21 protein-coding genes are annotated in these 23,298 nt (G+C 64.7%); 5 read left to right on the top strand and 16 right to left on the bottom strand.

The features are described 5' to 3' along the window. Nucleotides 1–7 precede the first annotated feature (7 nt). The 8 genes from CCUG20998_RS09190 to CCUG20998_RS09155 all read right to left on the bottom strand — a co-directional run bounded on the left by CCUG20998_RS09190 (nucleotide 8) and on the right by CCUG20998_RS09155 (nucleotide 7,784). Nucleotides 8–1,246, bottom strand: coding sequence for an acyl-CoA dehydrogenase family protein (locus tag CCUG20998_RS09190; protein ID WP_020728345.1), 1,239 nt, complete (start codon nucleotides 1,244–1,246; stop codon nucleotides 8–10). A gap of 28 nt (nucleotides 1,247–1,274) precedes the next feature. Next, nucleotides 1,275–2,477, bottom strand: a complete 1,203-nt coding sequence (locus tag CCUG20998_RS09185; RefSeq protein ID WP_036455448.1) for a lipid-transfer protein — start codon at nucleotides 2,475–2,477, stop codon at nucleotides 1,275–1,277. 106 nt (nucleotides 2,478–2,583) lie between these two features. Beyond that, nucleotides 2,584–3,489: a tRNA pseudouridine(55) synthase TruB gene (truB, locus tag CCUG20998_RS09180; RefSeq protein ID WP_020728343.1), complete on the bottom strand. Its 906-nt coding sequence runs from the start codon at nucleotides 3,487–3,489 to the stop codon at nucleotides 2,584–2,586. Beyond that, nucleotides 3,486–4,169, bottom strand: a complete 684-nt coding sequence (gene pptT / locus CCUG20998_RS09175) for a 4'-phosphopantetheinyl transferase PptT (RefSeq protein ID WP_012393710.1) — start codon at nucleotides 4,167–4,169, stop codon at nucleotides 3,486–3,488. Before pptT ends, truB begins: the two co-directional genes overlap by 4 nt. Continuing rightward, the gene (locus CCUG20998_RS09170) at nucleotides 4,166–5,131 is read right to left on the bottom strand and encodes a metallophosphoesterase family protein (protein ID WP_012393709.1); all 966 of its coding nucleotides are present in this window, start codon (nucleotides 5,129–5,131) and stop codon (nucleotides 4,166–4,168) included. The genes pptT and CCUG20998_RS09170 overlap by 4 nt, the downstream gene beginning before the upstream one ends. A gap of 90 nt (nucleotides 5,132–5,221) precedes the next feature. Continuing rightward, nucleotides 5,222–5,794 carry an LppA family lipoprotein gene (locus CCUG20998_RS09165; RefSeq protein WP_020728342.1) on the bottom strand — a complete coding sequence of 191 codons (573 nt, stop codon included), beginning with the start codon at nucleotides 5,792–5,794 and terminating at the stop codon, nucleotides 5,222–5,224. After that, nucleotides 5,794–7,482 (bottom strand): alpha/beta hydrolase family protein, encoded by a 1,689-nt coding sequence (locus tag CCUG20998_RS09160; RefSeq protein ID WP_020728341.1) that lies wholly within the window; start codon nucleotides 7,480–7,482, stop codon nucleotides 5,794–5,796. Before CCUG20998_RS09160 ends, CCUG20998_RS09165 begins: the two co-directional genes overlap by 1 nt. After that, a complete protein-coding gene (locus CCUG20998_RS09155; protein WP_036455447.1) occupies nucleotides 7,473–7,784 on the bottom strand; it encodes a WXG100 family type VII secretion target in 312 nt (103 codons plus the stop codon). Before CCUG20998_RS09155 ends, CCUG20998_RS09160 begins: the two co-directional genes overlap by 10 nt. 193 nt (nucleotides 7,785–7,977) lie before the next feature. On the opposite strand from CCUG20998_RS09155, the gene CCUG20998_RS09150 reads away from it, so the two are divergent. From CCUG20998_RS09150 to CCUG20998_RS09135, 3 genes are all read left to right on the top strand, one after another. Further along, complete coding sequence (locus tag CCUG20998_RS09150) at nucleotides 7,978–8,553, top strand: hypothetical protein (protein ID WP_020728339.1); 576 nt, start codon at nucleotides 7,978–7,980, stop codon at nucleotides 8,551–8,553. A 31-nt stretch (nucleotides 8,554–8,584) separates the two neighbouring features. Next, nucleotides 8,585–10,297 carry a CocE/NonD family hydrolase gene (locus tag CCUG20998_RS09145; RefSeq protein WP_020728338.1) on the top strand — a complete coding sequence of 571 codons (1,713 nt, stop codon included), beginning with the start codon at nucleotides 8,585–8,587 and terminating at the stop codon, nucleotides 10,295–10,297. Between the two features lie 643 nt (nucleotides 10,298–10,940). Continuing rightward, entirely contained in the window at nucleotides 10,941–13,655 is a 2,715-nt protein-coding gene (locus CCUG20998_RS09135) for a discoidin domain-containing protein (RefSeq protein WP_020728336.1), read from the top strand. A gap of 26 nt (nucleotides 13,656–13,681) precedes the next feature. Here CCUG20998_RS09135 and CCUG20998_RS09130 read toward each other — a convergent pair whose 3' ends face one another. From CCUG20998_RS09130 to CCUG20998_RS09115, 4 genes are all read right to left on the bottom strand, one after another. Continuing rightward, entirely contained in the window at nucleotides 13,682–14,227 is a 546-nt protein-coding gene (locus CCUG20998_RS09130) for a DUF1802 family protein (RefSeq protein ID WP_020728335.1), read from the bottom strand. Next, complete coding sequence (locus CCUG20998_RS09125; protein WP_012393701.1) at nucleotides 14,224–14,499, bottom strand: DUF2277 family protein; 276 nt, start codon at nucleotides 14,497–14,499, stop codon at nucleotides 14,224–14,226. The genes CCUG20998_RS09130 and CCUG20998_RS09125 overlap by 4 nt, the downstream gene beginning before the upstream one ends. 37 nt (nucleotides 14,500–14,536) lie before the next feature. Continuing rightward, complete coding sequence (locus CCUG20998_RS09120; RefSeq protein WP_036455797.1) at nucleotides 14,537–15,712, bottom strand: PPE family protein; 1,176 nt, start codon at nucleotides 15,710–15,712, stop codon at nucleotides 14,537–14,539. A 132-nt stretch (nucleotides 15,713–15,844) separates the two neighbouring features. Continuing rightward, entirely contained in the window at nucleotides 15,845–17,041 is a 1,197-nt protein-coding gene (locus tag CCUG20998_RS09115; protein WP_020728333.1) for a PPE family protein, read from the bottom strand. 293 nt (nucleotides 17,042–17,334) lie between these two features. Between CCUG20998_RS09115 and CCUG20998_RS09110 the strand changes: the two genes are divergently transcribed. Beyond that, nucleotides 17,335–18,084 carry an enoyl-CoA hydratase gene (locus CCUG20998_RS09110; RefSeq protein WP_012393698.1) on the top strand — a complete coding sequence of 250 codons (750 nt, stop codon included), beginning with the start codon at nucleotides 17,335–17,337 and terminating at the stop codon, nucleotides 18,082–18,084. A gap of 49 nt (nucleotides 18,085–18,133) precedes the next feature. Next, nucleotides 18,134–19,078 (top strand): NAD(P)/FAD-dependent oxidoreductase, encoded by a 945-nt coding sequence (locus CCUG20998_RS09105; RefSeq protein ID WP_020728332.1) that lies wholly within the window; start codon nucleotides 18,134–18,136, stop codon nucleotides 19,076–19,078. 29 nt (nucleotides 19,079–19,107) lie between these two features. On the opposite strand, the gene CCUG20998_RS09100 is transcribed toward CCUG20998_RS09105, so the two are convergent. From CCUG20998_RS09100 to CCUG20998_RS09085, 4 genes are read right to left on the bottom strand one after another with little or no spacing between them, the layout of a single operon-like run. Then, entirely contained in the window at nucleotides 19,108–20,190 is a 1,083-nt protein-coding gene (locus CCUG20998_RS09100) for an ABC transporter ATP-binding protein (RefSeq protein ID WP_036455442.1), read from the bottom strand. Then, nucleotides 20,183–21,496: an ABC transporter substrate-binding protein gene (locus tag CCUG20998_RS09095; protein ID WP_020728330.1), complete on the bottom strand. Its 1,314-nt coding sequence runs from the start codon at nucleotides 21,494–21,496 to the stop codon at nucleotides 20,183–20,185. The genes CCUG20998_RS09100 and CCUG20998_RS09095 overlap by 8 nt, the downstream gene beginning before the upstream one ends. A gap of 6 nt (nucleotides 21,497–21,502) precedes the next feature. Further along, a complete protein-coding gene (locus tag CCUG20998_RS09090; RefSeq protein ID WP_020728329.1) occupies nucleotides 21,503–22,345 on the bottom strand; it encodes a carbohydrate ABC transporter permease in 843 nt (280 codons plus the stop codon). Next, the gene (locus CCUG20998_RS09085) at nucleotides 22,345–23,244 is read right to left on the bottom strand and encodes a carbohydrate ABC transporter permease (protein WP_051173345.1); all 900 of its coding nucleotides are present in this window, start codon (nucleotides 23,242–23,244) and stop codon (nucleotides 22,345–22,347) included. Before CCUG20998_RS09085 ends, CCUG20998_RS09090 begins: the two co-directional genes overlap by 1 nt. Nucleotides 23,245–23,298 lie beyond the last annotated feature (54 nt).

Below are 23,298 nucleotides of genomic sequence, written 5' to 3'. Positions count from 1 at the left end.
TCCGACCTCAGCCAAGTAGGCCCTTGGCGATGTGAGTTACCTGGACCTCATTGCTTCCGGCATAGATCATCAGCGACTTTGCATCGCGCGCAAGCTGTTCCACCCGGTACTCGGCCATGTAGCCGTTGCCGCCAAATAACTGGACGGCCTCCATCGCGACGTCGGTGGCGGCTTCGGAGGAGTACAGCTTGATCGCCGACGCTTCGGCCAGTGTCGGTTCCCTGCCCGCCTTGAGCTTCTCGAGTGTCTGAAAGACCATGTTCTCGACGTTGATTCGGGCCACCTCCATCTTGGCCAGCTTGAGCTGGATCAGTTGGAACTGCCCGATGTTCTTGCCCCACAACGTACGAGTCTTTGCGTAGTCCACGCACAACCGGTGACATTCGTTGATGATGCCCAGCGCCATCAGCGCCACCCCGAGACGTTCCACAGCGAAATTGGCACGGGCGCTCTCACGTCCGTCACCGTCGCCGTGGTGTTCACTCTCGCCGAGCAGACGGTCCGGAGTCAGCCGCACGTTGTCGAAGAACAACTCGCCGGTCGGCGAGGACATCATGCCCATTTTCTTGAATGGCTTGCCTTGCGTGAGGCCTTCCATACCCGATTCGAGCACAAAGATGAGTACCGGCCGGTCCCGCCGGTCCGAGGACGTGGCTCCGGCCTCGTCGAGTTTGGCGTACACCAACAACACGTCGGCGTAAGGACCGTTGGTGATGAAAGTCTTCTGACCGTTGAGGATGTAGTCGGCGCCGTCACGTTTGACGTGAGTCTTCATGCCGCCGAACGCATCCGAGCCGGAATCCGGCTCGGTGATCGCCCAGGCCGCGATCTTTTCCAGCGTCATCAACTCGGGCAACCAGCGCTGCTTCTGCGCCAGCGTGCCGCGGCTCATGATGGTCGCCGCGCCCAATCCAAGGCTCACCGCGACCGTGCTCAGCAAGCCGATGCTGACTCCGGCGAGCTCGGACACCAGCACCGCGGCCATCGACGCCTGGGGCCCCAGGCCACCCGAACCGCTGGTTCGGTGCCGCTTTTCGCCTTGGTTGGCGCGCTCGGCGTCCAATATCGACTTGACCGATTCGGCTGCCAGCACATCCAAACCGAACTGACTGAACAGCTTGCGCATGATCGGATACGGCGATAGCGCACCGGTTTCCAGTTCATCCAGATTTGGCCGAATCTCCCTGTCGATGAATTGACGAACCGCGTCGCGCATCATCAGATCTGTGTCGGACCACTCGATCATCGGAGCCGCCTCGCCGCCCGCTCGCCGCTCAGCGTTCGGCGCGCTGGTAGGCGGTGACCACGGCGGCGCCACCGAGCCCGATATTGTGCTGTAGCGCGGCCGTGACGTTGTCGACCTGCCTCCTGTCGGCGGTGCCACGAAGCTGCCAGGTGAGCTCGCAGCACTGGGCCAGACCGGTCGCACCGAGCGGATGCCCCTTGGAGATCAGCCCACCCGAAGGGTTGACCACCCAACGTCCGCCGTAGGTGGTGTCGCCGTTGTCGATCAGTTTGGGTGCCTCACCTTGGCCGCACAGGCCCAGCGCTTCGTAGAGCAACAACTCGTTGGCCGAGAAGCAGTCGTGCAGCTCGATCACTTGAAAATCTTCGGGGCCAAGTCCAGATTGTTGGTAAACGCGCTGTGCCGCTTGGACATTCATGTCGTATCCGATGAGGTTCTTGGCGCTGCCGTCGAAGGTCGACGCGAAGTCGGTGGTCATGGCCTGGCCGACGATCTCGACCGCTCGCCCAGCCAGCCCGTGGCTGTCGACGAAGGATTCCGACGCCAGGATCGCCGCCCCCGAACCGTCGGAGGTCGGCGAACACTGCAGCTTGGTGAGTGGCTCGTAGATCATCCGCGACGCCAGGATGTCGTCGAGCGTGTAGGCCTCCTGGAACTGCGCGAACGGGTTGTTGACCGAATGCTTGTGGTTCTTGAAGCCAATCTTGGCGAAGTGCTCGGCCGTGCTGCCGTACTGCTGCATGTGTTCGCGTCCGGCGGCCCCAAACATCCAGGGAGCCACCGGAAACGCGAATTCGGCTATTTGGGCCAGCGCCTTGACGTGTTTGTCCATCGGTTGCGTGCGGTCGTCGTAGGACGAGGACAGCGAGCCCGGCTTCATCTTCTCGAAGCCCAGCGCGACGGTGCAGTCGGCGAGTCCGCCGCGGATCGCCTGTGCCGCCAGGAACAACGCGGTGGAACCGGTGGAGCAGTTGTTGTTGACGTTGACGACCGGAATGCCCGTCATACCCAGTTCGTAGAGCGCCCGCTGGCCCGACGTCGACTCTCCATAGACATAGCCGATGTAGGCGTGCTCGACTTCGCGGTACTCGATGCCGGCGTCATTGAGCGCGTTGGTTCCCGACTCGCGCGCCATGTCGGGATAATCCCAGCCTTCACGACGACCCGGCTTCTCAAACTTCGTCATGCCGACGCCGATGACAAAAACCCTGTTCGACCCGTTGTTAGGCATCTTTACCCCTACTACCCTTCCAGGCCCCCCCTAGCGGCTGAAAGGCCGGAACGACCCCTCTTGCACAGTGTGCAACCCGGCCGCATCGACTTTAGGGGCGGGTCCCCTACATCGTCGCCGGGCGGATCACCACCACCGACTTGGTGCGGCGTCCCTCGTCGCGCAACAGCGCAATCACCCGGCCATCGGCATCGCTGGCGGCGTAGATGCCGTCGATTCCGGCCGGTTCAAGGGGACGACCGTTGCCCACGGACTGAGATTCGTCGACGGTGAGGTCGCGGCGCGGAAACATCAGCAGGCAGGCCTGATCGAGGGTCAGGCTCAGCGCCGGCCGCTCGACCAGCTCGTCGAGTGACGCGGCCTGGGACAGGTCGAAGTGACCAACGCGGGTGCGCCGCAGCGACGTCAAATGACCTCCCACATCGAGCGCCGCACCAAGATCGCGCGCCAGGGCGCGGATGTAGGTCCCCGACGAGCAGTCGACTTCGACGTCGATATCGACCACATCGGCGCCGCGTCGCAGATCCATCAGCTCGAATCGGTCGATGCGCACCGGGCGCGCCGCAAGCTCGACCGTCTGGCCTTCCCGGGCCAGTTGATACGCGCGCCGGCCGTCCACCTTGATCGCGCTGACCGCCGACGGAACTTGTCTGATGTCGCCGGTCAAATCCAAGATCGCCGCGGCGATTGCCTCGGGTGCGACATGTTCGGTGGACGCCGAGGCCAGCGGCTCGCCTTCGGCGTCCTCGGTGGAGGTCGTCTGGCCCAACCGGATGGTGGCGGCGTACGACTTCGAGGTGGCGGTCAGCAGGCCAAGGATCTTGGTGGCACGCTCGATGCCGATCACCAGCACACCGGTGGCCATCGGGTCCAGGGTTCCCGCGTGGCCGACCCGGCGGGTGCCGAAGATCCTGCGGCAGCGCCCAACCACGTCGTGGCTGGTCATTCCCCCCGGCTTGTCGACCACAACGATGCCCGGGCCAAAGCCGGGACCGGCGTTCTGCCGGCTCATAGCACGATCGCGGTCAGCACCAGCCCGCGCTCAACCGACCATCGACCGTGAAGTGTCGTCAGGGGCGGGCCCCACAGCGCACTCGGATCGATCAAGATGCGGGAGACAAAGCGGCCGGTCCGCCCCGAGTCATCGGCCTCGAAGGTGATGTGCGCGTCCTCGAATCCCAGCCACCGATTGGTCAGCGGAAACCATACTTTGTAGGTTGCTTCCTTGGCGCAGAACAGTATTCGGTCCCAGTGCAGGCCGTCCGGCATTGCCGACGGTATCTCGTCGCGCTCTTCGGGCAAGCTGATCGCATCGAGCACGCCGTTGGGCAACACGTCGTGCGGTTCGGCGTCGATGCCCACCGAACGCACCGCGGCGCTGCGACCGACCACGGCACCGCGGTAGCCCGAGCAGTGGGTGAGGCTACCCACCACGCCGTCGGGCCAGCACGGTTGCCCCTTGTCGCCCTTGAGAATCGGCACCGGCGGCACACCGAGGTCGCCCAACGCGACGCGAGCACAGTGGCGGACGGTGATGAACTCGTTGCGCCGCTTGGCAACCGACCTGGCGATCAGTGGTTCCTCTTCGGGCAGCGGCACCAGGCCGGGCGGGTCCGAGTACAGCTCCGCATACGCCAGATCATCGACCACGGTGCCGGGTAGAACCGACGACACCAACATGCTGATTGTCACCGCTCCTGCCGCTGCCGCAGTCTTTCCCGGAACTTGGTGGCCTGCGCCCTCATCTCCGGAGTGATCACGAAATGACCGCCGAAGTCGTTGAGGTACCCCGGCGCGTACTGGGGGTCCGGCAACACCTGACGCAGCCAGCTGTAGGGCTTGCGTCGACGCCATTCCCGCGGGTAGCCCACCGACACCTCTTCAAAGCGCACGCCGTCATGCCATGTGGTGCGCGGGATGTGCAGATGGCCGTAGACCGAACACAGCGCGTTGTAGCGGGTATGCCAGTCGGCCGTCTTGGTGGTTCCACACCACATCGAGAATTCCGGGTAGAACATCGCGTCACACGGTTCGCGCAGCAGCGGGAAGTGATTCACCAGCACGGTGGGCTGCATCCAGTCGAGCTGTTCGAGGCGGGCGCGGGTAGCGGCAACCCGCTCGCGGCACCAGGCATCCCGGGTGGCATAGGGCTCGGGCGAGAGCAGGAATTCGTCGGTGGCCACCACATTGCGTTGCTTCGCGATGGCCATGCCCTCGGCTTTGGTGGTCGCGCCGCTGGGCAGAAACGAGTAGTCGTACAGCAAGAACATCGGCACGATGGTGGCCGGGCCACCCCGTTCGGTCCATACCGGGAAGGGGTGCTCGGGTGTCACCACGCCCATTTCGTCGCACATGTTGACCAGGTAGTCATAGCGCGCCCGGCCAAAAATCTGCATCGGATCGCGGGTGGTGGTCCAAAGCTCATGGTTTCCGGGCACCCAGATCACCTTTGCGAATCGCCGCCGCAGCAAGTCCAGCGACCAACGAATCTCGTCGGTGCGCTCGGCAACGTCGCCGGCGACGATCAGCCAGTCCTCTGGCGAGGAGGGGTACAGCGACTCGGTGACCGGCTTGTTGCCCATGTGACCGGTGTGCAGATCGGAGACAGCCCACAACGTCGGCTGCGCCCCGCCGGTCGATTCGTGTCCTGTCACGACTCACCAGCCTAACGACCCGGTGAAGTGGAGACGAAATCCTTGGGTCCCGCACACCTCGGGTGCAGCGGCGGGGTTCAAGGCCCCAGGCTAAGGGGTCGGCGGTGGGCTGGGTGTGTGGGTCTCACTGATCCGGCAGTCCGACTGTGCCGTGAGCGATGAGGCCACCTGGGTGCCCAGTTTGAACTCGACGCCCCCGTGCCCGGCGAGGTAGACGTCATGGTCACCCGGCTTGTCCTTCATCACCCCAAAGGTGGTGGCGCCGAATTGCTGCCCACCATCTTTGACAATCTGAACAGCCTGCGGCCACTTGTCGTCGGGAATCGGCCCGCTGAATCCGACCATGAAATACGCCGTTCTGGCCCTGGTCCACTCGTAGTCGCCTCCACACCCATTCCAGCTGTCCACATCCATCGACCAGGTCAACCCCGGCACCAGGGCCGCGATCGCATCGGCCATCCGGGTCACCGCCGCGCGGTACTGATCCTTGGCCGCCTCCAACGAAGGCTTGGCCCGCAACGGGTTCTCCAGTTCAGCAACCTTCTCCGGACTCAACGGGCCCTCCTGCTCACCACCACGCCCAAGACCACCAGAACCACTGGGACCACATCCCAGCACCAGCACACAAACCAGCGCCAACAACCCCACCAGCCGCCACCGCATCAATGCCCTCCCGCCAATACGTGGCCGGGCGCTGCCGGCATCCCGCCGCCCAGAACCGGCGGGAGCAGCGGCGCGCCGACCTTATTGTCCGGCAGCCCAGCGGCGATCGCCGCCAGGTTATAGCCTGACATCCGCAGCTGTGGCTGCCCGGCGGCATCTTGGAAGACTCGCGGATAATCGCCATGGGCATACGCCCCGTCCCGCCAGATCCCGCCGGGATCGAAACCGGCCTGTGACGACAACTCCGTCAACCCGGGAGTCAGATACGGGTCCGGCCCCCAACCGTGTAGCGGGGCCAGCGGGGCCACCACGCTGGTGATCAAATCGTGCGGCGCCTGCATGACATAAGCATGCCCGTGCTCGAGTCCCAGCTGAGCCGGGCTGTAGAGCTCCAGGCCGGGTGAACCGTAGAACACGACATCGTTGACGGGATGCGCGCCATGGGCGTTGAGGTCCTGCAGAGCTAGCGACGCCGTCAACGAGCCATAGGAGTGCCCCAACACGGTGAGGTGGCCGGAGGGGTTATTGGCGCGCACCTGCTGCAAATACCTGGACAAATCGCCGGCGCCCGCACGTGCCTGCCCATCGGTCATGGTCTGCCACAGGTCACCCGCACTTGCGGTGTCGAGCGGGTTGGGGGGCGGCTCATAGCCCATCCACGCGATCGTGGCGACCGACGTCGGTTTGCCGGAATTCTTCAACTGCCGCATTTCCTCAAGCCGAAGGTTGCGTGCCTCGGAAACCATGCCCGGCAAGGTGCCCCGGGTGGTGGAACCGACTCCGGGCACGGTCACCGAAACATTGGCTGCGGTGTCCGGATTGCCAACAGCCACCGCCGCCAGCACCTGCTGGTGCGGGTCGTCCGGAAGCCGCAACTGGGCCAAGTACGTTTCCGGGGCGCGGCTCAAGGCCTGATCAACCGCATCGAGATCGCCCAGCCGGCCCTTGGCGGCGGTCAGCTGATCGTCAAGGGCGGCGAGCTGGCCCATCGCATCGCTGTCGAGGATGCCGTTGTTGTAGTCGCTGGCGGCCCGCGCCGCCAGCTGGTCATAGCGCCCCTGCAACTGCCCAATCCGGGCTCGCAGCTTGGCGCGTTCCTCACGCAACAGCTCCTCGTTGGCATCGCTGGCCCGCTGAGTCGGTGTCAGCCCCTCGGGTCCGACCGGCGCACCAGCCTCGGCCGGGATGGGCGAATCGCCGTCGGCCATGTTGACCGCCGACGCCAATTCCTCGTCGATGGTGTTCGCCTCAACCACAATCGCCCCCAGGTCAGCCTGCAGCTCGGCTTGCTTGGCAAGCACCCGCGCCCATTCGGACTCGGTGTGGCGCAAGCCCGGAATCGGCACCACCCGGTTGCTCAGCGCATCGATCTGCAGTTCGGCGGCCGCGGCGGCTTTGCGCAACGCGGCCAACTCCGATTGGACCTTCACAATCCCATCAGCGGCCCGATCCGCCGCCCTCGCAACTGCCAACGCTTCATTACCGTGGGCGTCGAGATCGCGGCGAAGTCCCGCGTTCTGATGCGCGGCAGCCTCGGCGGTCTTGCCACCGGAGTTGGCAAAAATCGACAGCGTGGCCAGCTGACGCGACACCTCCAAGCTCACCTGGGCTCGGGCGGTGGCCGCGTGGAACACTTCCCGAACCGCTTGCGCGTCCCACCGATCGATATCGGCGACCGTCAGCGACACCGATCACAACCAACGCCCACTTGGGCGAGCGCGCGGGCCCGCTCCTCCTCTTCCGCCGTATGCGCGACGGCGGCTTGATGCAGGCCGCGTGCATGATCGCCGATTCTGCTCAACAACGCCCTCGACATTTCCAGCCAGTCGTCCATGGCGGCATTGAGAGCCAGCGCCGACGCGCCCTGCCACCCGGACTGAGCGGCCTGGATCCGATGATCGGACGACAAATGTCCGGCCGCCAAGTCCTCCCCCTGCCCGGTGACATGCGCCGCTGAGCGCACCCATTGCTCCGGGTTGATCTCAAACACCCAGACATTCTTGCGCTGGGCGCCACCAAGCGCACTTCATCGCGGGTCAGGGCGAAATTCGAGCTGCGCCACGCTCGAGTTGGCCACCAAGAAATCAACCCCCCGGACTAGAACAAGTTCTCGTTTGACTGTGGCGGCGCGGAGCCGACTTGTACACTCCGGGCAAAGGGACCGCCCAAAGGCAGGGGGTGTCGTGCTTACCAAAGTGCGTCTGGCCGGAGCGCTTGGCGCACTGGTCGCAGCGGCGGTGATCGGCTGGCAGGGCGTCGCGCCGGCCCCCACCAGAGGCGAAAGCATCGATCTGCGCTCAACCACCGCGCCGCTGTCGAGCACGATGAAGAGCCCGATCGTGGAGACCAACAACGTACGCCCGTTCGACGCGTGCGAAGACATCCCGTTCGACGCCGTGCAGCGACTCGGTCTGGCCTACACGCCGCCCGAACACGAGGATGGGTTGCGGTGCCACTTCGATGCGGGCAACTACCAGATGGCCGTCGAAACGATCGTCTGGCGCAGCTACGCTCAGACCCTGCCGCCGGATGCCATCGAGACCACTATCGCGGGCCACCGGGCGGCTCAGTACTGGGTGATGAAGCCGACCTATCACAACAGCTTCTGGTTCTCCTCCTGCATGGTCACCTTCAAAACCAGCTACGGGGTGATCCAGCAGTCGCTCTACTACTCCACCGTCTACTCCGAGCCCGATGTCGACTGCCAGGCAACCAACCTGCAGCGGGCAAATGAGCTTGCCCCCTACTACGTTTTCTAGCTCCGCTAGCGAGCGTGGCTAACCTGGGGATATGAGCATCACTTCGACCGACGTCGGGCAGCCCACGCTGCGCGCCTTGACCAAACGAGTCGGCGGCAGCGCGGCCGGCGGCGCTCTCGGCGGCTTATTGGGCCTACCGCGCGCGACCACCCGCTACACCGTGAGCCGCGTCGGAGTCCCGATGCGCGACGGTGTCCACCTGGTGGCCGACCACTACTGCCCCACTACGTCGCGACCTGCCGGGACCGTGCTGGTCCGCGGACCCTACGGGCGCGGATTTCCGTTCTCGTTGGTGTTCGCCCGCCTGTATGCCGCCCGCGGCTACCACGTCGTGCTGCAGAGCGTGCGGGGAACCTTCGGGTCCGCCGGGCAGTTCGAGCCAATGGTCAACGAGGCGGCCGACGGCGCGGACACCGTCGAGTGGCTGCGCCGGCAGCCCTGGTTCACCGGCCGGTTCGCCACCATCGGGGTGTCCTACCTGGGGTTCACCCAGTGGGCGTTGTTGCAGGATCCGCCTCCGGAGCTGGCCGCGGCGGTGATCACCGCGGGCCCCCACGACTTACGGTCCTCGGTCTGGGGCACCGGCTCGTTTGCCATCAACGACTTCCTGGGCTGGAGCGAGTTGGTCGCCCGCCAGGAAGATCCGGTGCGCATCCGGACCGGAATCCGCCAACTGACCGCCCCGCGCCGGGTGGCGCGAGCGGCGGCCGAATTACCGATGGGTGAATCGGCCAGGACGCTGCTCGGTACGGGGGCGCCGTGGTTCGAATCGTGGGTCGAGCACACCGACCACAGCGATCCGTTTTGGGACCGGATGCGCTCCCAGGACGCATTGGACCGGGTGCAGGTTCCGGTACTTCTGGTCGGCGGTTGGCAAGACGTCTTTGTGCAACAGACGTTGCAGCAGTATCGGCATCTGCGCGACCGCGGCGTGGACGTCGCGCTGACCATCGGCCCATGGACCCACTCGCAGCTACTCAGCAAAGGGCTGGCCGTCGGCGCACAAGAAACGTTGGACTGGCTCGACACCCACCTGGGCGGCACGGGCGAGTTGCGCCGGCCCGACGCGGTTCGCGTCTACGTGACCGGCGAGGGCTGGCGCCACCTTTCGGACTGGCCGCCGAAAACCACTGACCATGAGCTCTACCTGCACCCCACCGGCCGCCTCAGCGAGATCGCGCCGCCCGACGCAACGACACCGGCAACGTTCCGCTACGACCCCACCGATCCCACCCCGACCATCGGCGGCCCGCTGTTGTCCTCCAAAGCCGGCTATCGCAACGACAGTCGGCTCGCTTCACGCAATGACGTGCTCACCTTTACCGGCTCCGCGCTGACCCATGATCTGTGGATTCACGGGCACCCGGTGATCGAGTTGACCCACAGCTCGGACAATCCCAACGTCGACGTGTTTGTCCGGATCAGTGAGGTCGACAGCAACGGGCGATCCCGCAACGTCAGTGACGGTTACCAGCGACTGGGCGACGCGCCCGAAACGGTCCGCATCGAACTCGATCCGATCGCTCACCGCTTCAAGGCCGGCTCGCGTATTCGCGTCTTGATTGCGGGCAGCTGGTTCCCGCGTTATGCCCGCCACCTGGGCACCGACGAGCCGACCCTGACCGGACGGCAGGTGCAACCGGCCACCCACTCGGTGTACTTCGGCCAGTCGCGGCTGCTGCTCGGTGTCGACCAGTCAGCCAACGACATCACGGACGCGGGCAGCGACGAATCACCCGAATGACGCGTCCGCACGGGATCTGGGATTGAGACGAATTAGCCTGGCAGTCAATGCGATTCGGCCGAGAGAGCCGAAATGGCGGCTCGACGGGCTTGGCCCGGAGATGCGCCGACCGCGGATTGAAATGCGCAGTAGCGCAGTGCAGCACGTCAACGATCGATGAGCGCCCAACGCGGGCGCTAGCATCCCTGAACTCCTCCGCCGCGGCACGGTCGGTCAGCAAAATCTGGAGCCGGCCGTTTCCGCCTCTGCACCTCAATAGCACTGCTTTCCATAGCATTTGGGATATCTGCCCGTCATTGATTGCAGCGTCGCGCGATTTGGCTGGGGTGCAGACCCGCGCTGCCTGTGTGGTTCGCGTCCGCGACCGGCTCTGGGTATGCTCGGCTCCCGTCGAGTTCAAGACCGACTTGCTCACACGGCGCAAGCCGCCGGACCCGTACCGATTGGACGGGGTCAAGCCCACCCATGATGGAACTATTGACGATTTGGTGCGTTACATGATCGAGGTATTGACCAGTTGTTCGCTGGGCGGCGCGGGCGCTGTGGTGCCCACCGCCGCGCGATCCGCCCTCAGGGCAGCCGACTTCGGAGTCGAACGGCCCACCGTGCCGGGCGCACGACGTTCACCTGGGGGTTCGCTCACGTGAAGGCCGACCAGAATGCCCACCGGGCCGATGTGACCCCGGCGTTTCAGACTCGAGCGCGCCGCGGTCGGCTCTTCACCCGATTCTGCACCGTTGTTGCGGCCGGGATGCTGACCGCTTCCGCCGTGGCACCGACCCAGGCGACCCCGGCAGCGGCCGATCGCTGCGATGGTGGACCGGGTTGGGAGTTCACGTCTGACGAGTTCGACAACTCGTATGGCCGGCACGCCTTCGTCGGCAACGGCTACCTGTCGCAACAAGTGCCGCCGGCGGGCATGGGGTATGCGCAGACCGGTGAGGAGACCGGATTCCCCCTCTTCACACCGCGTTTCGACGGCGCTTTCACCGCGGGCTTGTACTCCGTGGCTCCGACCAAGCAGAGCTCCGTGCCCCGGCGTGCCATCGCGGCGATACCCACGTGGTCGACGTTGGAGGTACAGCAAGGCGCCCACAAGTACTCGCCCGAAGTGTCCCCGAAGCAGGTGTCGAATTTTCGGCAGACGCTCAACGTCAGGTGCGGGCTACTGCGCACGTCGTTGACGTGGACGACACCAGACGGGCGTGCGACGGACCTGGAGTACCAGGTGCTGGCCGATCGAGCGAACCCGCACGTCGGGGCGGTGCGCCTGAAGATGACGCCGCACTGGAGCGGACCGGCTCAGGTGGTCGACCGAATCGATGGGGCCGGAGCACGGCGGGTACAGCCGACCGGGTCTGGTGCCGACGAAAACACCATTCATGTCGGCTTTTCCACCGACGGGGTGGGTGTGAACGGCGCGGTCGCGTCAACGCTGCAGGCCGGTCCGTCAGCAAAGGTGCGCGAACACCACCACCGCGCCGACGGTCTGACCGCTGAGCATGCCGTCGATTTCCAAGTCGAGCCGGGTCACACCTACGAATTCGCAAAGTTCGTGGGCGTGGACACCAGGCGCCGAGATGCCTCGACCGCGGTGCGGTTCTCCCGGGATGCGGCCGAGCGCGGTTGGGGCAATGTGTTCGCGACGCATGCCGAGCAGTGGTCGCGGTTGTGGCGAAGCGACGTCCGAGTTGTCGGGCGTCCACAGCTGCAGGACGCGTTGCGTTCAACGAACTACGCCCTGCTGTCCAGCATCCGTGAGGGTCAGGCCAGCAGCGTCGCGCCGGCCGGGCTGAGCAGTGACAACTACGCCGGGCTGATCTTTTGGGATACCGAGCTGTGGATGTACCCGAACCTGCTGCTCGCGCACCCCGAAATCGCGCGCAACATCATCGATTACCGGGTGACAACGCTGCCGGCAGCGCGCCGTAACGCGCAATCGATCGGCGAGAAGGGCGCTTTCTACCCGTGGACGAGTGCGGACACCGGCGATGTATACGCCGACTGCCACAGCTGGGATCCGCCGCACTGCCTGACCCAAAACCATCTGCAAAGTGACGTCGGGTTTGCCATGTGGCAGTACTACCTGGCCACCGGCGACCGGCAATGGCTACGCCACGACGGCTGGCCGGTCCTGCAGGCGGTCGCCGAGTACTGGGCCGGCCGCGTGCGGGTCAATCGTGACGGGAGCTACTCGGTTGCCAACGTCGCCGGGCCCGACGAGTACAGCAACGGTGTCACCGATGGCGTATTCACCAACGCGGGCGCCGCTATGGCGCTCACCCGCGCCACCGAAGCGGCGCGGCTGATTGGCGAAACGGCACCCCAGCGATGGGAACAGATCGCCGAACACCTGCGGATTCCGTTCGACCCGAGCCACAAGGTGTTTATGCAGTACGACGGCTACCGAGACAGCACGATCAAGCAGGCCGACTCCGTATTGCTCCAATATCCGTTGGAGTGGCCGATGTCACGTGAAGCCGCGACCAACACCCTCGACTTCTACGCACCGCGCACCGACCCGGACGGTCCTGCCATGACGGATGCCGTGCACGCAATCGACGCGGCCGCCACCGGCGAACCGGGGTGTGCGACCAACACCTACCTGGACCGTTCCGTGCTGCCATACCTCAGAGCGCCATTCGCGCAGCTTTCGGAAACTCGCGATGACAGTGGCAGTGCGCGCACCGGGCCTCCGGCGTTTAGCTTCCTGACCGGCGGCGGCGGATTCACGCAGGTGTTCACCTTCGGTCTGACCGGCCTGCGATTGCGCGCCGACGGCATCGTCGTCGACCCGATGCTGCCGCCGCAGCTCGCCGACGGCGTGGAAGTTGCCAACCTGCATTGGCAGGGCCGCACCTTCGACATCGCTATCGGGCCCCAGACCACACAGGTCAGCCTTCGCGACGGTGAGCCATTCACGGTGCACGCCACGGACCGGGACCATGTGGTGAGCGCGCAAGAGCCGCTGGTCCTCCAGACCCGGCGCCCGGATCTCACACCGACCAGCGATGTCGCTCGGTGCCGACCCGCGACCGCCACATCGGAGGAGCCGGGACGGTACGCCGAGGCTGCGGTCGACGGCAACAACGCGACCAGCTGGGCGCCCAACGGAACCGCGGGCTCCCTCACCGTCGACTTGGGCCAGCCACGGCAGCTCACCAAGATCGCGACGACGTGGACTGATGTTGCGCCGAGCTCCTTGCGCCTGTTCACCTCCGTTGATGGTGAGCATTTCAGCGAAACGGAGACCGAGCTTGCGCCGCCGCGGCTAGCCCGCTACGTGAAACTGGAAGTCACCGGGCCAGCGCAGCAACATGTCGGATTGCGTGAATTGGTGGTAACCGATCGGAGTTGACGTTGCGGGTTTCAGGCGCCGGCCAGTCAGCCGACGGCATCACGGACGCGGGCAGCGACCTGCGATAGCAGCGCCTCGTCGTGCACCGGTGCCGCCTTGCTCGGCGCAATCGGCAACTGGACCCAACTGGTGCACCCCCCGAACTCCGGAACGCGGCGCACCCGCACGGGCTCGGCGAGCGGGATCGCCGACACCACCAGCACGGCAAGCTTGTGTTTGGGCCGGAAGTCGAGCCGCTCGGACCGTACCGACTCTGCGGTCCAGATGTGCAGATCCTCGATTTCTCCCAGCCCCTCCGGACGGTTGACGGGCAGTGCGGCAACAACTTTCGCTGCCGCACGGATCAGCAGGTGGTCGTCGGTACTATCGGCAGCGGCGGCGGTCAGTAGATCCCGGTGCTCGGGTCGAACCCGCTCGGTGTGACTGTGCGCCACCGTCGGAAACAGCAAAAACTCTTGCGCCGCAACCTCGAATCGCTTCTCACCGATGCCACCCTTGCGCAGCAGCACCTTCTGGCGCCCGTCCAGTAGCGCGTGCACCGCGGCGCTCCACTCCTTCAGCGCGGGCGTCATGGCGATTGCGAGCCCGCCAACCGCGCCACCACCTCTGGTCGGCGCAACGGCGGAACCGTCTTTGGCGGCTGCCGCCGGGGGGCTAGCCCGGCGAGCAACCGTGTCGTGGTCGCAGTGACTTCGGCGACCGCGGCTTCAAACGCTTCCGCGTTGGCAGCCGAGGGATGGGTGATCCCGCTGACTTTGCGCACATACTGGCGCGCCGCGGCCGCGATTTCCTGGGCAGTGGCCGGCGGCTCCAGCCCGCGCAGTTCGGTGATGTTCCGGCACATACCTCCACGATAGGCACCATGGGTCCGCTCGACCCCGCTACCCGCCAGCAGGAGTGCGTTGCATCACCCGATAGCGGAATCCGTATTTCTGCTCCGCCACGGCGGTATTCCTGCCGGCCGCTGTCATCGGCATGCCCTGCAGGTATGCGTTCGACTTCGCACTCGCCACCGAGCCGGCCAGGTCGAGCTGCTCATCGGCGGCGGCGTTGGCGAATTCTCGAACCCCAGCACCCCAACTGCTCGGCGTCGACAGGGATCCCGTCAACCGCGCCTTGCCCATTGCCGCCGACACCGGGCGGGTCAGCGTGCCCAAATCCTCCTCGAACTCCGCGGCGGCCCCGCCATGGGCGCCGTGCAGCATCGACCCCCAGTTGTCAACGACAGAGGATCCCGAGCCCCCGGCGCCACTGGCGGTCCCGGGAATGGCTTGCAGCGCTATCGATGTGGAAAACTGCACCATCCCCAGGGCGAAGTAGCTTTGCCCCAACAGCCGGACCACCGTGGTCCTTTCGGCGGGCGTGATGCCGGGCAGGTGCGCTTCGAGCCATTGCGCCAACGCCGCGAGCCGCGGGAAGGCGACGGGTCGCCGGGTCGCCGCCAACAGCGCTGACCCGCCAGCCACCGCGGTTGTGGTGGCGGCTTTTCCCATCGCGGATGCTTGCCACAGTGGTCCAGGCAGGTTGGTCGTCGCGGGCGGCGGCACGAAGGGAGTCAGCCTGGTGGCGGTCGCCGAGGATGCGGCGTAGCCGTACATCGCGGCGGCGTCCTGGGCCCACATCTCGGCGTATTGGGCCTCCGTGACCGCGATCGCCGGGGTGTTCTGACCGAAGAAGTTGGTGACGATGAGCGTCGTCAACAAGACCCGGTTAGCCGCGACCACGGGCGGGGGCACGGTCATGACGAATGCCGCCTCATAGGCGGCCGCGGCCGACCGCGCCTGACTGGCGGTCCGTTCGGCCCGGATGGCGCTGGCGCGCAACCATGCCACATACGGGGCGGACGCACCCACCATCGAAGCCGCCGCCGGACCGACCCACGGCCCACTCGTCAGCTCGGAAATCACCGATGTATAGCCGGAGGCCAGCACACCAAGCTCGAAGGCCACCGCATCCCATGCCGCCGCGGCCGCCAGCATGGATCGCGAGCCTGGGCCGAAATACATCAGCGCAGAGTTGATTTCGGGTGGTCGTGCCCCATAGTCGGCATGCGCCATCAGCGCTTTCCTGATTGGATGCGGTCGCCTGAATACAGGAACGTCTGCATCGGGAACATCGCCATAGGTTGGGTCAGCACTTATGTCCTGGCCGTCGGGCGGGACCGTCATCACGTTGGTCGCGATCACGTTTCAACCGGCAAAGGGTGGGCGTGCCATCACGGTGGGGCGGACACCGTATCGGGGACCCGAACCGGACGCGCCGAGCCCGGGACCGCCAAGCGGCATGCCCCCCAACAGGTTCCCGGCGCCTCCACCATCGGGTGCGAACTTGAGCGTCTCGATCGGCATGCGCGCTGGCATGGACTCGAGATCCGGGACGGACTGCGCCCACGACGGCGGCACCGACAACCGCCCCAGCGACGCGGCGTGCCCCAGATGTGCCGATACCTGCCCGCCGCCGTCAATCAGGCCGCCCAGACCGGCTAACCCACTGGCGGCGCCGCCAGTGGCCGCCGCGGTGGTGCCGCTGAGCAATCCCAGGGTCTTGCTCATCTGAATGAAGTTGTTCGCCATCCCAATGCTGAAATAGGGCAAGCCCTCGGTGTTGTAGAAAAAGCTGGCATATGGCTGCAAATCGGTGAGCAGCGCCGAAATCGAGGTGGGGAAAGTCGTTCCGAACAAGATTTGCCACAGCCAACCCAGCGGGGAGTCTGGTGTGGTCGAGGCTGCAATTGGCGCAACAATGCCATGCAACGCCTTGGGGATCTCCGAAATTAGCCGCGACAGCGTTGTTTGACTGGTGCCGGCCAATGTTGCCGCCGAGTGTGCGACCGCAGCGATCTGACCGGAACCGGCGCCGGGGCTAACGATCTGCTGCGGCTGCGTGAACGGGGTCAACTCCGTGGCCGACGAGGTGGCCGCGGCGTACTCGTACATGGCCGCGGCGTCTTGAGCCCACATCTGGCCGTACTCGGTTTCCAAGGTGGTAATCACCGCGGTGTTCTGACCGAAGACATTCGATGCGATCAGCTCGGCCAACCGCACCCGATTCGCCGAGATCAGCGGCGGTGGTACCACCGCACCAAACGCGGTCTCGTAGGCCGCCGCCGAGGCTCTGGCCTGCATCGCCGTGTGCTCGGCCTGTGCGGCGGTGGCCCGCATCCAGACCACATAGGGCGCGACCGCATCTGCCATCGCCACCGATGCCGGGCCCAGCCACCCTTCCTCGACCAGCCCGATGACCAGGGATTCATAGCTGGTCGCCGCCGAATCCAACTCCGCGGCAACGCGGTTCCAGACCGATGCCGCAGCGGTCATCGACGTCGACCCCGGACCCATATACATCAGCGCGGAGGTGACTTCAGGCGGTCTGCGCCCAAAATCCATCTCTTCGTCTCCTCACCTCGGAAGTAGCAGCGGTTACGAGATCTGCGCCGGCTGTGCCGCAGACACCCAAAAAGCGAGCCCGTCAACAGTTTTCCTACAAAACAGTTGCTATATGCAGTAATTGGCCGCTCGCAGGAAACGGTAGCGTCTATTCACGCGAAACCCAAGTGGGTTCAACACTGTTCACCGTTGATACACCACCCAGCCACTCCAAATTCGGCGCCGAGGGCTGCGGCCCCTTCCTGCCAACCAGCCGGATAGGGGTCCTTGCCAGCGCCGACTACGGTGAAATCATGACCAACGAAATCCTGCTGATTGATACTGCTGAGCGGGTGCTCACTTTGACCCTCAACCGCCCGCAATCACGCAATGCTCTATCGGCGGCCCTGCGGGATCAGTTTTTCGCGGCTCTCGCCGCGGCCGAGACCGACGACGACGTCGACGTCATCATCCTCACCGGCGCCGATCCGGTGTTCTGCGCCGGACTGGATCTCAAGGAGCTCGGCGGGCAATCAGCACTGCCCGACATCTCGCCGCGCTGGCCGGCCCTCACCAAGCCGGTGATCGGAGCCATCAACGGTGCCGCGGTGACGGGCGGACTCGAACTCGCCTTGTACTGCGACATCCTGATCGCCTCCGAGCAGGCACGCTTCGCCGACACCCACGCGCGAGTCGGGCTGTTGCCCACCTGGGGCCTCAGCGTGCGGTTGCCCCAGAAGGTGGGCGTGGGCCTGGCCCGGCGCATGAGCCTCACCGGGGACTACCTTTCGGCCACCGACGCGCTGCGCGCGGGCCTGGTCACCGAGGTCGTGGAGCACCAGCAACTGCTGCCCGCCGCGCGCCAAGTCGCGGCGTCCATCGTTGGCAACAACCAGAACGCGGTCCGAGCGCTACTCGCGTCCTACCACCGCATCGATGAGTCTTCGACCGCGCAGGGGCTGTGGCTGGAAGCAACTGCCGCTAGAGAATTCCGGACCAGCGGCGACGATATCGCGGCCAACCGCGAGGCTGTCCTCAATCGCGGACGTTCCCAAGTGCGGTAGCGATCACACCGCGCTTGCCTGAACGCAGAACTGCAGGGATCCTTGCCAGATGACCGATCCCCATGACGTCGTCGTCATCGGTAGCGGTCCAGCCGGATTGAGCAGTGCGTTAACGCTCGCCCGAGCCCGAAGATCCGTCCTGGTCATCGATGGCGGGCAACCGCGCAATGCGCGGTCAGCCGGGGTCCATGATTTCTTGACCCGCGACGGTTGTGCCCCCGCGGATCTCATTTCCGCCGGTCATGCCGAAATTGCGGGTTATGGCGGCCAACTCCGCCAGGGCCAGGTCGTGGCGGCACACCGCAACGGATCGATGTTCGAGCTTTCCATCACCGACGGCAGCACGATTCGCGCACGCAAGCTGCTTATCGCTTCGGGGCTGGTGGACCATTTGCCCGACATCACCGGCCTGGCCGAGCTATGGGGCACCGATGTGCTGTATTGCCCGTACTGCCACGGGTGGGAGGTGCGAGACCAGCCGATCGGCGTCCTGGCGACCGGGCCCGAATCGGTCCATCAGGCCCTCATGTTCCGACAGTGGAGTCCGCGGATCACGCTCTTTCTCAACGGCGCAGTCGATCCGAGCGAACCCGAGCGAGCCCGGCTGCACGCCCGCCAGATCGAAGTCGTAACCTCGCCGGTCACCGAGGTTGTCAGCAGCGACGGGCGGCTAGAGGCCGTCGCGCTCGCCGACGGCAACCGCGTCGCGCTGGCAGCGCTCGCGCTGTTGCCGCGGATGGTCGCCAACACCGATTTCCTAGACCCGCTGGGGCTTCGCTTGGTGACCCACCCGTCGGGTTTCGGCGAGAATCTGCAGACCGATGGCAGCGGCCGTACCTCGGTGCCCGGCGTCTACGCCGCCGGCAACGCGGCCGACATTTCGGCTCACGTGGTCAACTCGGCGTCTTCTGGCCTGCTCGCCGCTATGGCCATCAACGCCGACCTGGTCGACGAGGACACCGAGCAAGCACTTCTGGGGGTTGCTGACCGATGACATCGGGTCCGCGATAGCACCGGTACTGCTCAACGGATGCGCGACTCGGTTCGACTATCGAAGAAGCACACTTCCTGCGGATTGGCCGCGATCGACAACGAGTCCCCTGCACCGACGGTGGTGTGGCGGTCGGACCGGATCACGACCCGCCGGGTCCGTGACGACCACCCGTCCTGGGCGACGGGGGTTGCGTAGATGAACGATTCGAAGCCCAGTTCCTCGACCTGTTCGACGCGAACACCCAATGCTGCGGTCCCATCGCCTCCAACCACATCCCAGGACTCCGGCCGGACGCCAATCAGCACCCGATCGGCGGCGCCGCGCGGAACCGGTATCACCAGACCGGACAGTCGCGCCACCCCATCGGCGACCGGAGCCTCGATGAGGTTCATCGCCGGCGCCCCGATGAAAGTGGCGACGAAAGTGTTCACCGGGTTGTCATACAGTTCCCGGGGCGTGTCAACCTGTTGCAGCACCCCGTCTTTGAGTACGGCGACCCGATGGCCCATTGTCATGGCCTCCACCTGGTCGTGTGTGACGTACACGGTGGTGGTGCCCAGCTGACGTTGCAGCCCCGAGATGTGCGATCTGGTGCTCACTCGCAGCTTGGCATCCAAATTCGACAACGGTTCGTCCATGCAAAAGACCCGCGGCCGGCGCACGATGGCTCGTCCCATCGCCACCCGCTGGCGTTGTCCACCCGAGAGCTTCGACGGCTTACGATCCAGCAGCTCGGTCAGTTCCAGCATGCTGGCAACATCGAGAACTCGTTGCCGAGTGTCCGCTCGCGACATGCCGGCATTGCGCAACGCGAATCCCATGTTCTGCGCCACCGTCATATTCGGGTAAAGCGCGTAGTTCTGGAATACCATCGCGACATCGCGGGCCCGCGGCGGAAGGTCGGTGACATCCGTATCGCCGATAGTGATACGACCGCTTTCAACGGATTCCAGTCCGGCCAGCACCCGCAGTATGGTGGATTTGCCGCAACCGGAAGGGCCGACCAGCACCAGAAACTCGCCGTCGGCGATCTCGAGGTCCAGGTTGTTCACAGCGGGCGCACCACTGCCCGGATACCGATAGGTGACCCCGGAGTACTGCACTTTAGCCATGCTGGCGAAGCTTTCGCACGATCTGTCGGTCCAGAATGATCTGCAGCTGCCTTTCAATACTTGCGAATGTCTTTGCCACGTTTGTTCCCCGCAACCCGATGGACTCGAGCCCGGCGGAGATGATTCGATCGGCACCGGGCAGGAAAACCCGCGCGTAGTCCTGCGGGCGGGTGTGGGGAAGCTGGTTGATCGCAACTCTGGCGCGCGGATGATCCGCCAGATACTTCTGTTCGCTGGGGACATCGGCTGCCGACTTTCGCACCGCCAGATATCCGGTGCGCTGACTGAAATAGGCGGTATTGACCGGGTTGGTGATGTACTCGATGAACCTGAGCGCGTTGCGCTTGCGTTCGTCGGAGAGCTTGGTGGGAATCGCCAGGCCCGCCCCACCCGTCGGGCATCCGGGGGCTCCGCCCGGGCCGGTAGGCATGGGCGCCGCACCAAAGTCGAATTTGGCCATCTGGGTAATGCCGGTCAGCGAGCCGGTCGAGGCGACCGCGGAGGCCATGATTCCGGTGGCGAATTCGTTGGCGATGTTGTTGGCGACCGCCGCATAACGCTTGGTATGGATGCTGTCCCGGTAAAAGTTGCCGGCCGCGATGGTGTCGGGGTCGGTGAATCGCAGCGTCCACAGATCCGAGTAAGAACCATCGAAGGTCCAGTTCACTCCTTGGAACGTCCACGAGATCAATTCGGCATTGGCCCAGCCGTGGGCCCACTGCCGTTCATCGACGACGCGTTGTAGCCGCGGACCCCAGTCATCGAATTCTTGCCAACTGTTCGGCCCGCGATCGGGCAATCCGGCCCGCTGCCATACCGCCTTGTTGTAGTAGAACAGCGGCGTCGAGCGCGCATAGGGCAACGCGTAATGCCGTCCGTTGAACTCGTAGTCGGCCAGCAGTGTGTCCACATAATCAGAGGTGTCCACACCGATCTGGCGAAATAGTTTATCGAGGGGGGAAATCACGCCGCTCAAGGCAAAGTGAAACCACCAGATATCGTCCAGCACAACCACATCGGGCACGTCGTCGCCGATAAGTGCGGCGTTGAACTTCTCCGCCACTTCGTCGTAGTCCATGCCGGCATCGACCAATTTGACCGACAAGCCGGGAAACTGCTGCTGAAAACGGTCGATCAGAACCTTCTCCACGCCGGATGATTGACCCGGATGATTGGACCAGAACGAGATCGGTCCGGGCCCCGACTTGATCGAGACGTTGTTGGTGATCCCGGCGCATCCGGCCGTCACACCGGCCGCGGCAGCACTTGCCAGCGACAGAAACCGTCTGCGATGCATGGAGTTCATGGCCCACTAACCCTTAACCGCACCCGAGGTGAGGCCCTTGATCATGCGCCGCTGCAATCCGATGAAGATGACCAGGATCGGCAACATCGCCAACAGTGTCACTGCCATCACCGGACCCCAGTTCGTCACGCCCTCGGCCTGCTGAAGGAAGGTCAGCCCCACCGGCAGCGGCGCCACCGATTCGTCGTCGGACATCAGAAATGGCCACAGGTATTCATTCCATTCGTTGACGACTGTAATGATGCCGAAGGCCACCATGGTGGGACCAGACATCGGCAACACCACCCGAAATAGCAGTTGCCACCAACGCGCCCCGTCCATCCGCGCGGCCTCGATGACCTCGCTGGGCAGCGACAAAAAGTGATTGCGCATCAGGAAGGTTCCGAACGCGACTCCGGCAAGGGGCAAGATGATGCCGGGAAACGTGTTGCGCAGCCCCAGCTGAGCGATCAGCGCGTAGTTGGAGATGACGGTGATCTGGTTGGGCACCATCAGCGCGGCAATGATCAACAAGAACACCGGGGTTTTGCCCGGGAACTGGACAAACACCAAGCCGAATGCGCTGAACACACCGAGGGCGAACTTCACCACAGCCAGCACCGAGGTGATAATCACCGAGTTACGCAGGAAGGTCCAAAACGGGATCTGCCGGGTGGCCGTCCAATAGTTCTGCGGATACCAGTGCGGCGGCCACCAGTTGGTCGGTTGTGAGTAGATGTCCGCCTGTTCCTTGAACGAGGTGAAGAACACGAACAGCAGCGGCCCGGCCACCACAGCCATCACCAACAACATGGCGACATAGCCGAGCGCACGAACGATGGCCCTCGAGCCGCGCGGGCGCAAGGACATCACTGCTGCTGCCCTCTATCCATGACTCGCACCTGGTAGTAGGTGACGACCAACAGGAAAAGAAACATCATCGTTGCGATGGTGGCGCCGTAGCCGGCGCGGAAGTTTCGGAAGGTCTCCAGATACACCTGGTACACCATCGTTGTGGTCCCGGTTCCTTCCGGTCCGCCGCGGGTCATGACGTTGATTACATCGAACACCTGCAGCGAGTTGATCAGCACGGTAATCGACAGGAAGAAGGTGGTTGGCCGCAACTGCGGCAGCAGTACCCGCCGAAAGCTCGTCCACCGGCTCGCGCCGTCGATTTCTGCGGCCTCCAATAGATCTCGACGCACGCCCTGCAACGCCGCCAGATAGATCACGCAGGTGTATCCGAGGTTCTTCCACACATAGGTGACCGTCACCATGAACAACGCCCAGGGCGTGTCCTGGTAGAAGTCGGGAGCGTTGACCCCGACCCGGTGCAACAAGTCTTGCACCAGACCGAAATGTGGATCGAACACGAACTGGGCTGCCAGACCGACGGCCGCACCCGAGATCACAAACGGTGCGAAGACCGTTGAGCGCACCAGGTTTCGCCCGCGCAACGGTTGGTCGAGCAGCATCGCCAGCAGCAGTCCCAGCACCATCGATCCGGCCACCGCTGCGGTGGTGAAAATCGCCGTGTTGGCCACGATCTGGCGGGTGTCCGGACGACTGAACCACTCGATGTAGTTGGAGAGTCCGACGAATTCCGCGGTGGGATCGGAGATATTCCAGTCAAAGAACGACAACCTGATGTTGTCGACCAATGGGCGGTAGACGAACAGCAACAACAATGCCAGGTTGGGGCCCACCAAAGCGACGAATAGCGCGTAATCCCGCCACGACCGGTTCCGCCGTGGCCGCGTCGTCGTCACCGGCGCAGTGTATCAGCGGTTGCCGGGGAGTTCTCGTCAAGATCCAAGATCGGC

This window comes from Mycobacterium marinum, assembly GCF_003391395.1.
In the GTDB taxonomy this organism is placed as follows: Bacteria; Actinomycetota; Actinomycetes; order Mycobacteriales; family Mycobacteriaceae; genus Mycobacterium; species Mycobacterium marinum.
This window is presented reverse-complemented; position numbering and strand designations above follow the sequence as displayed.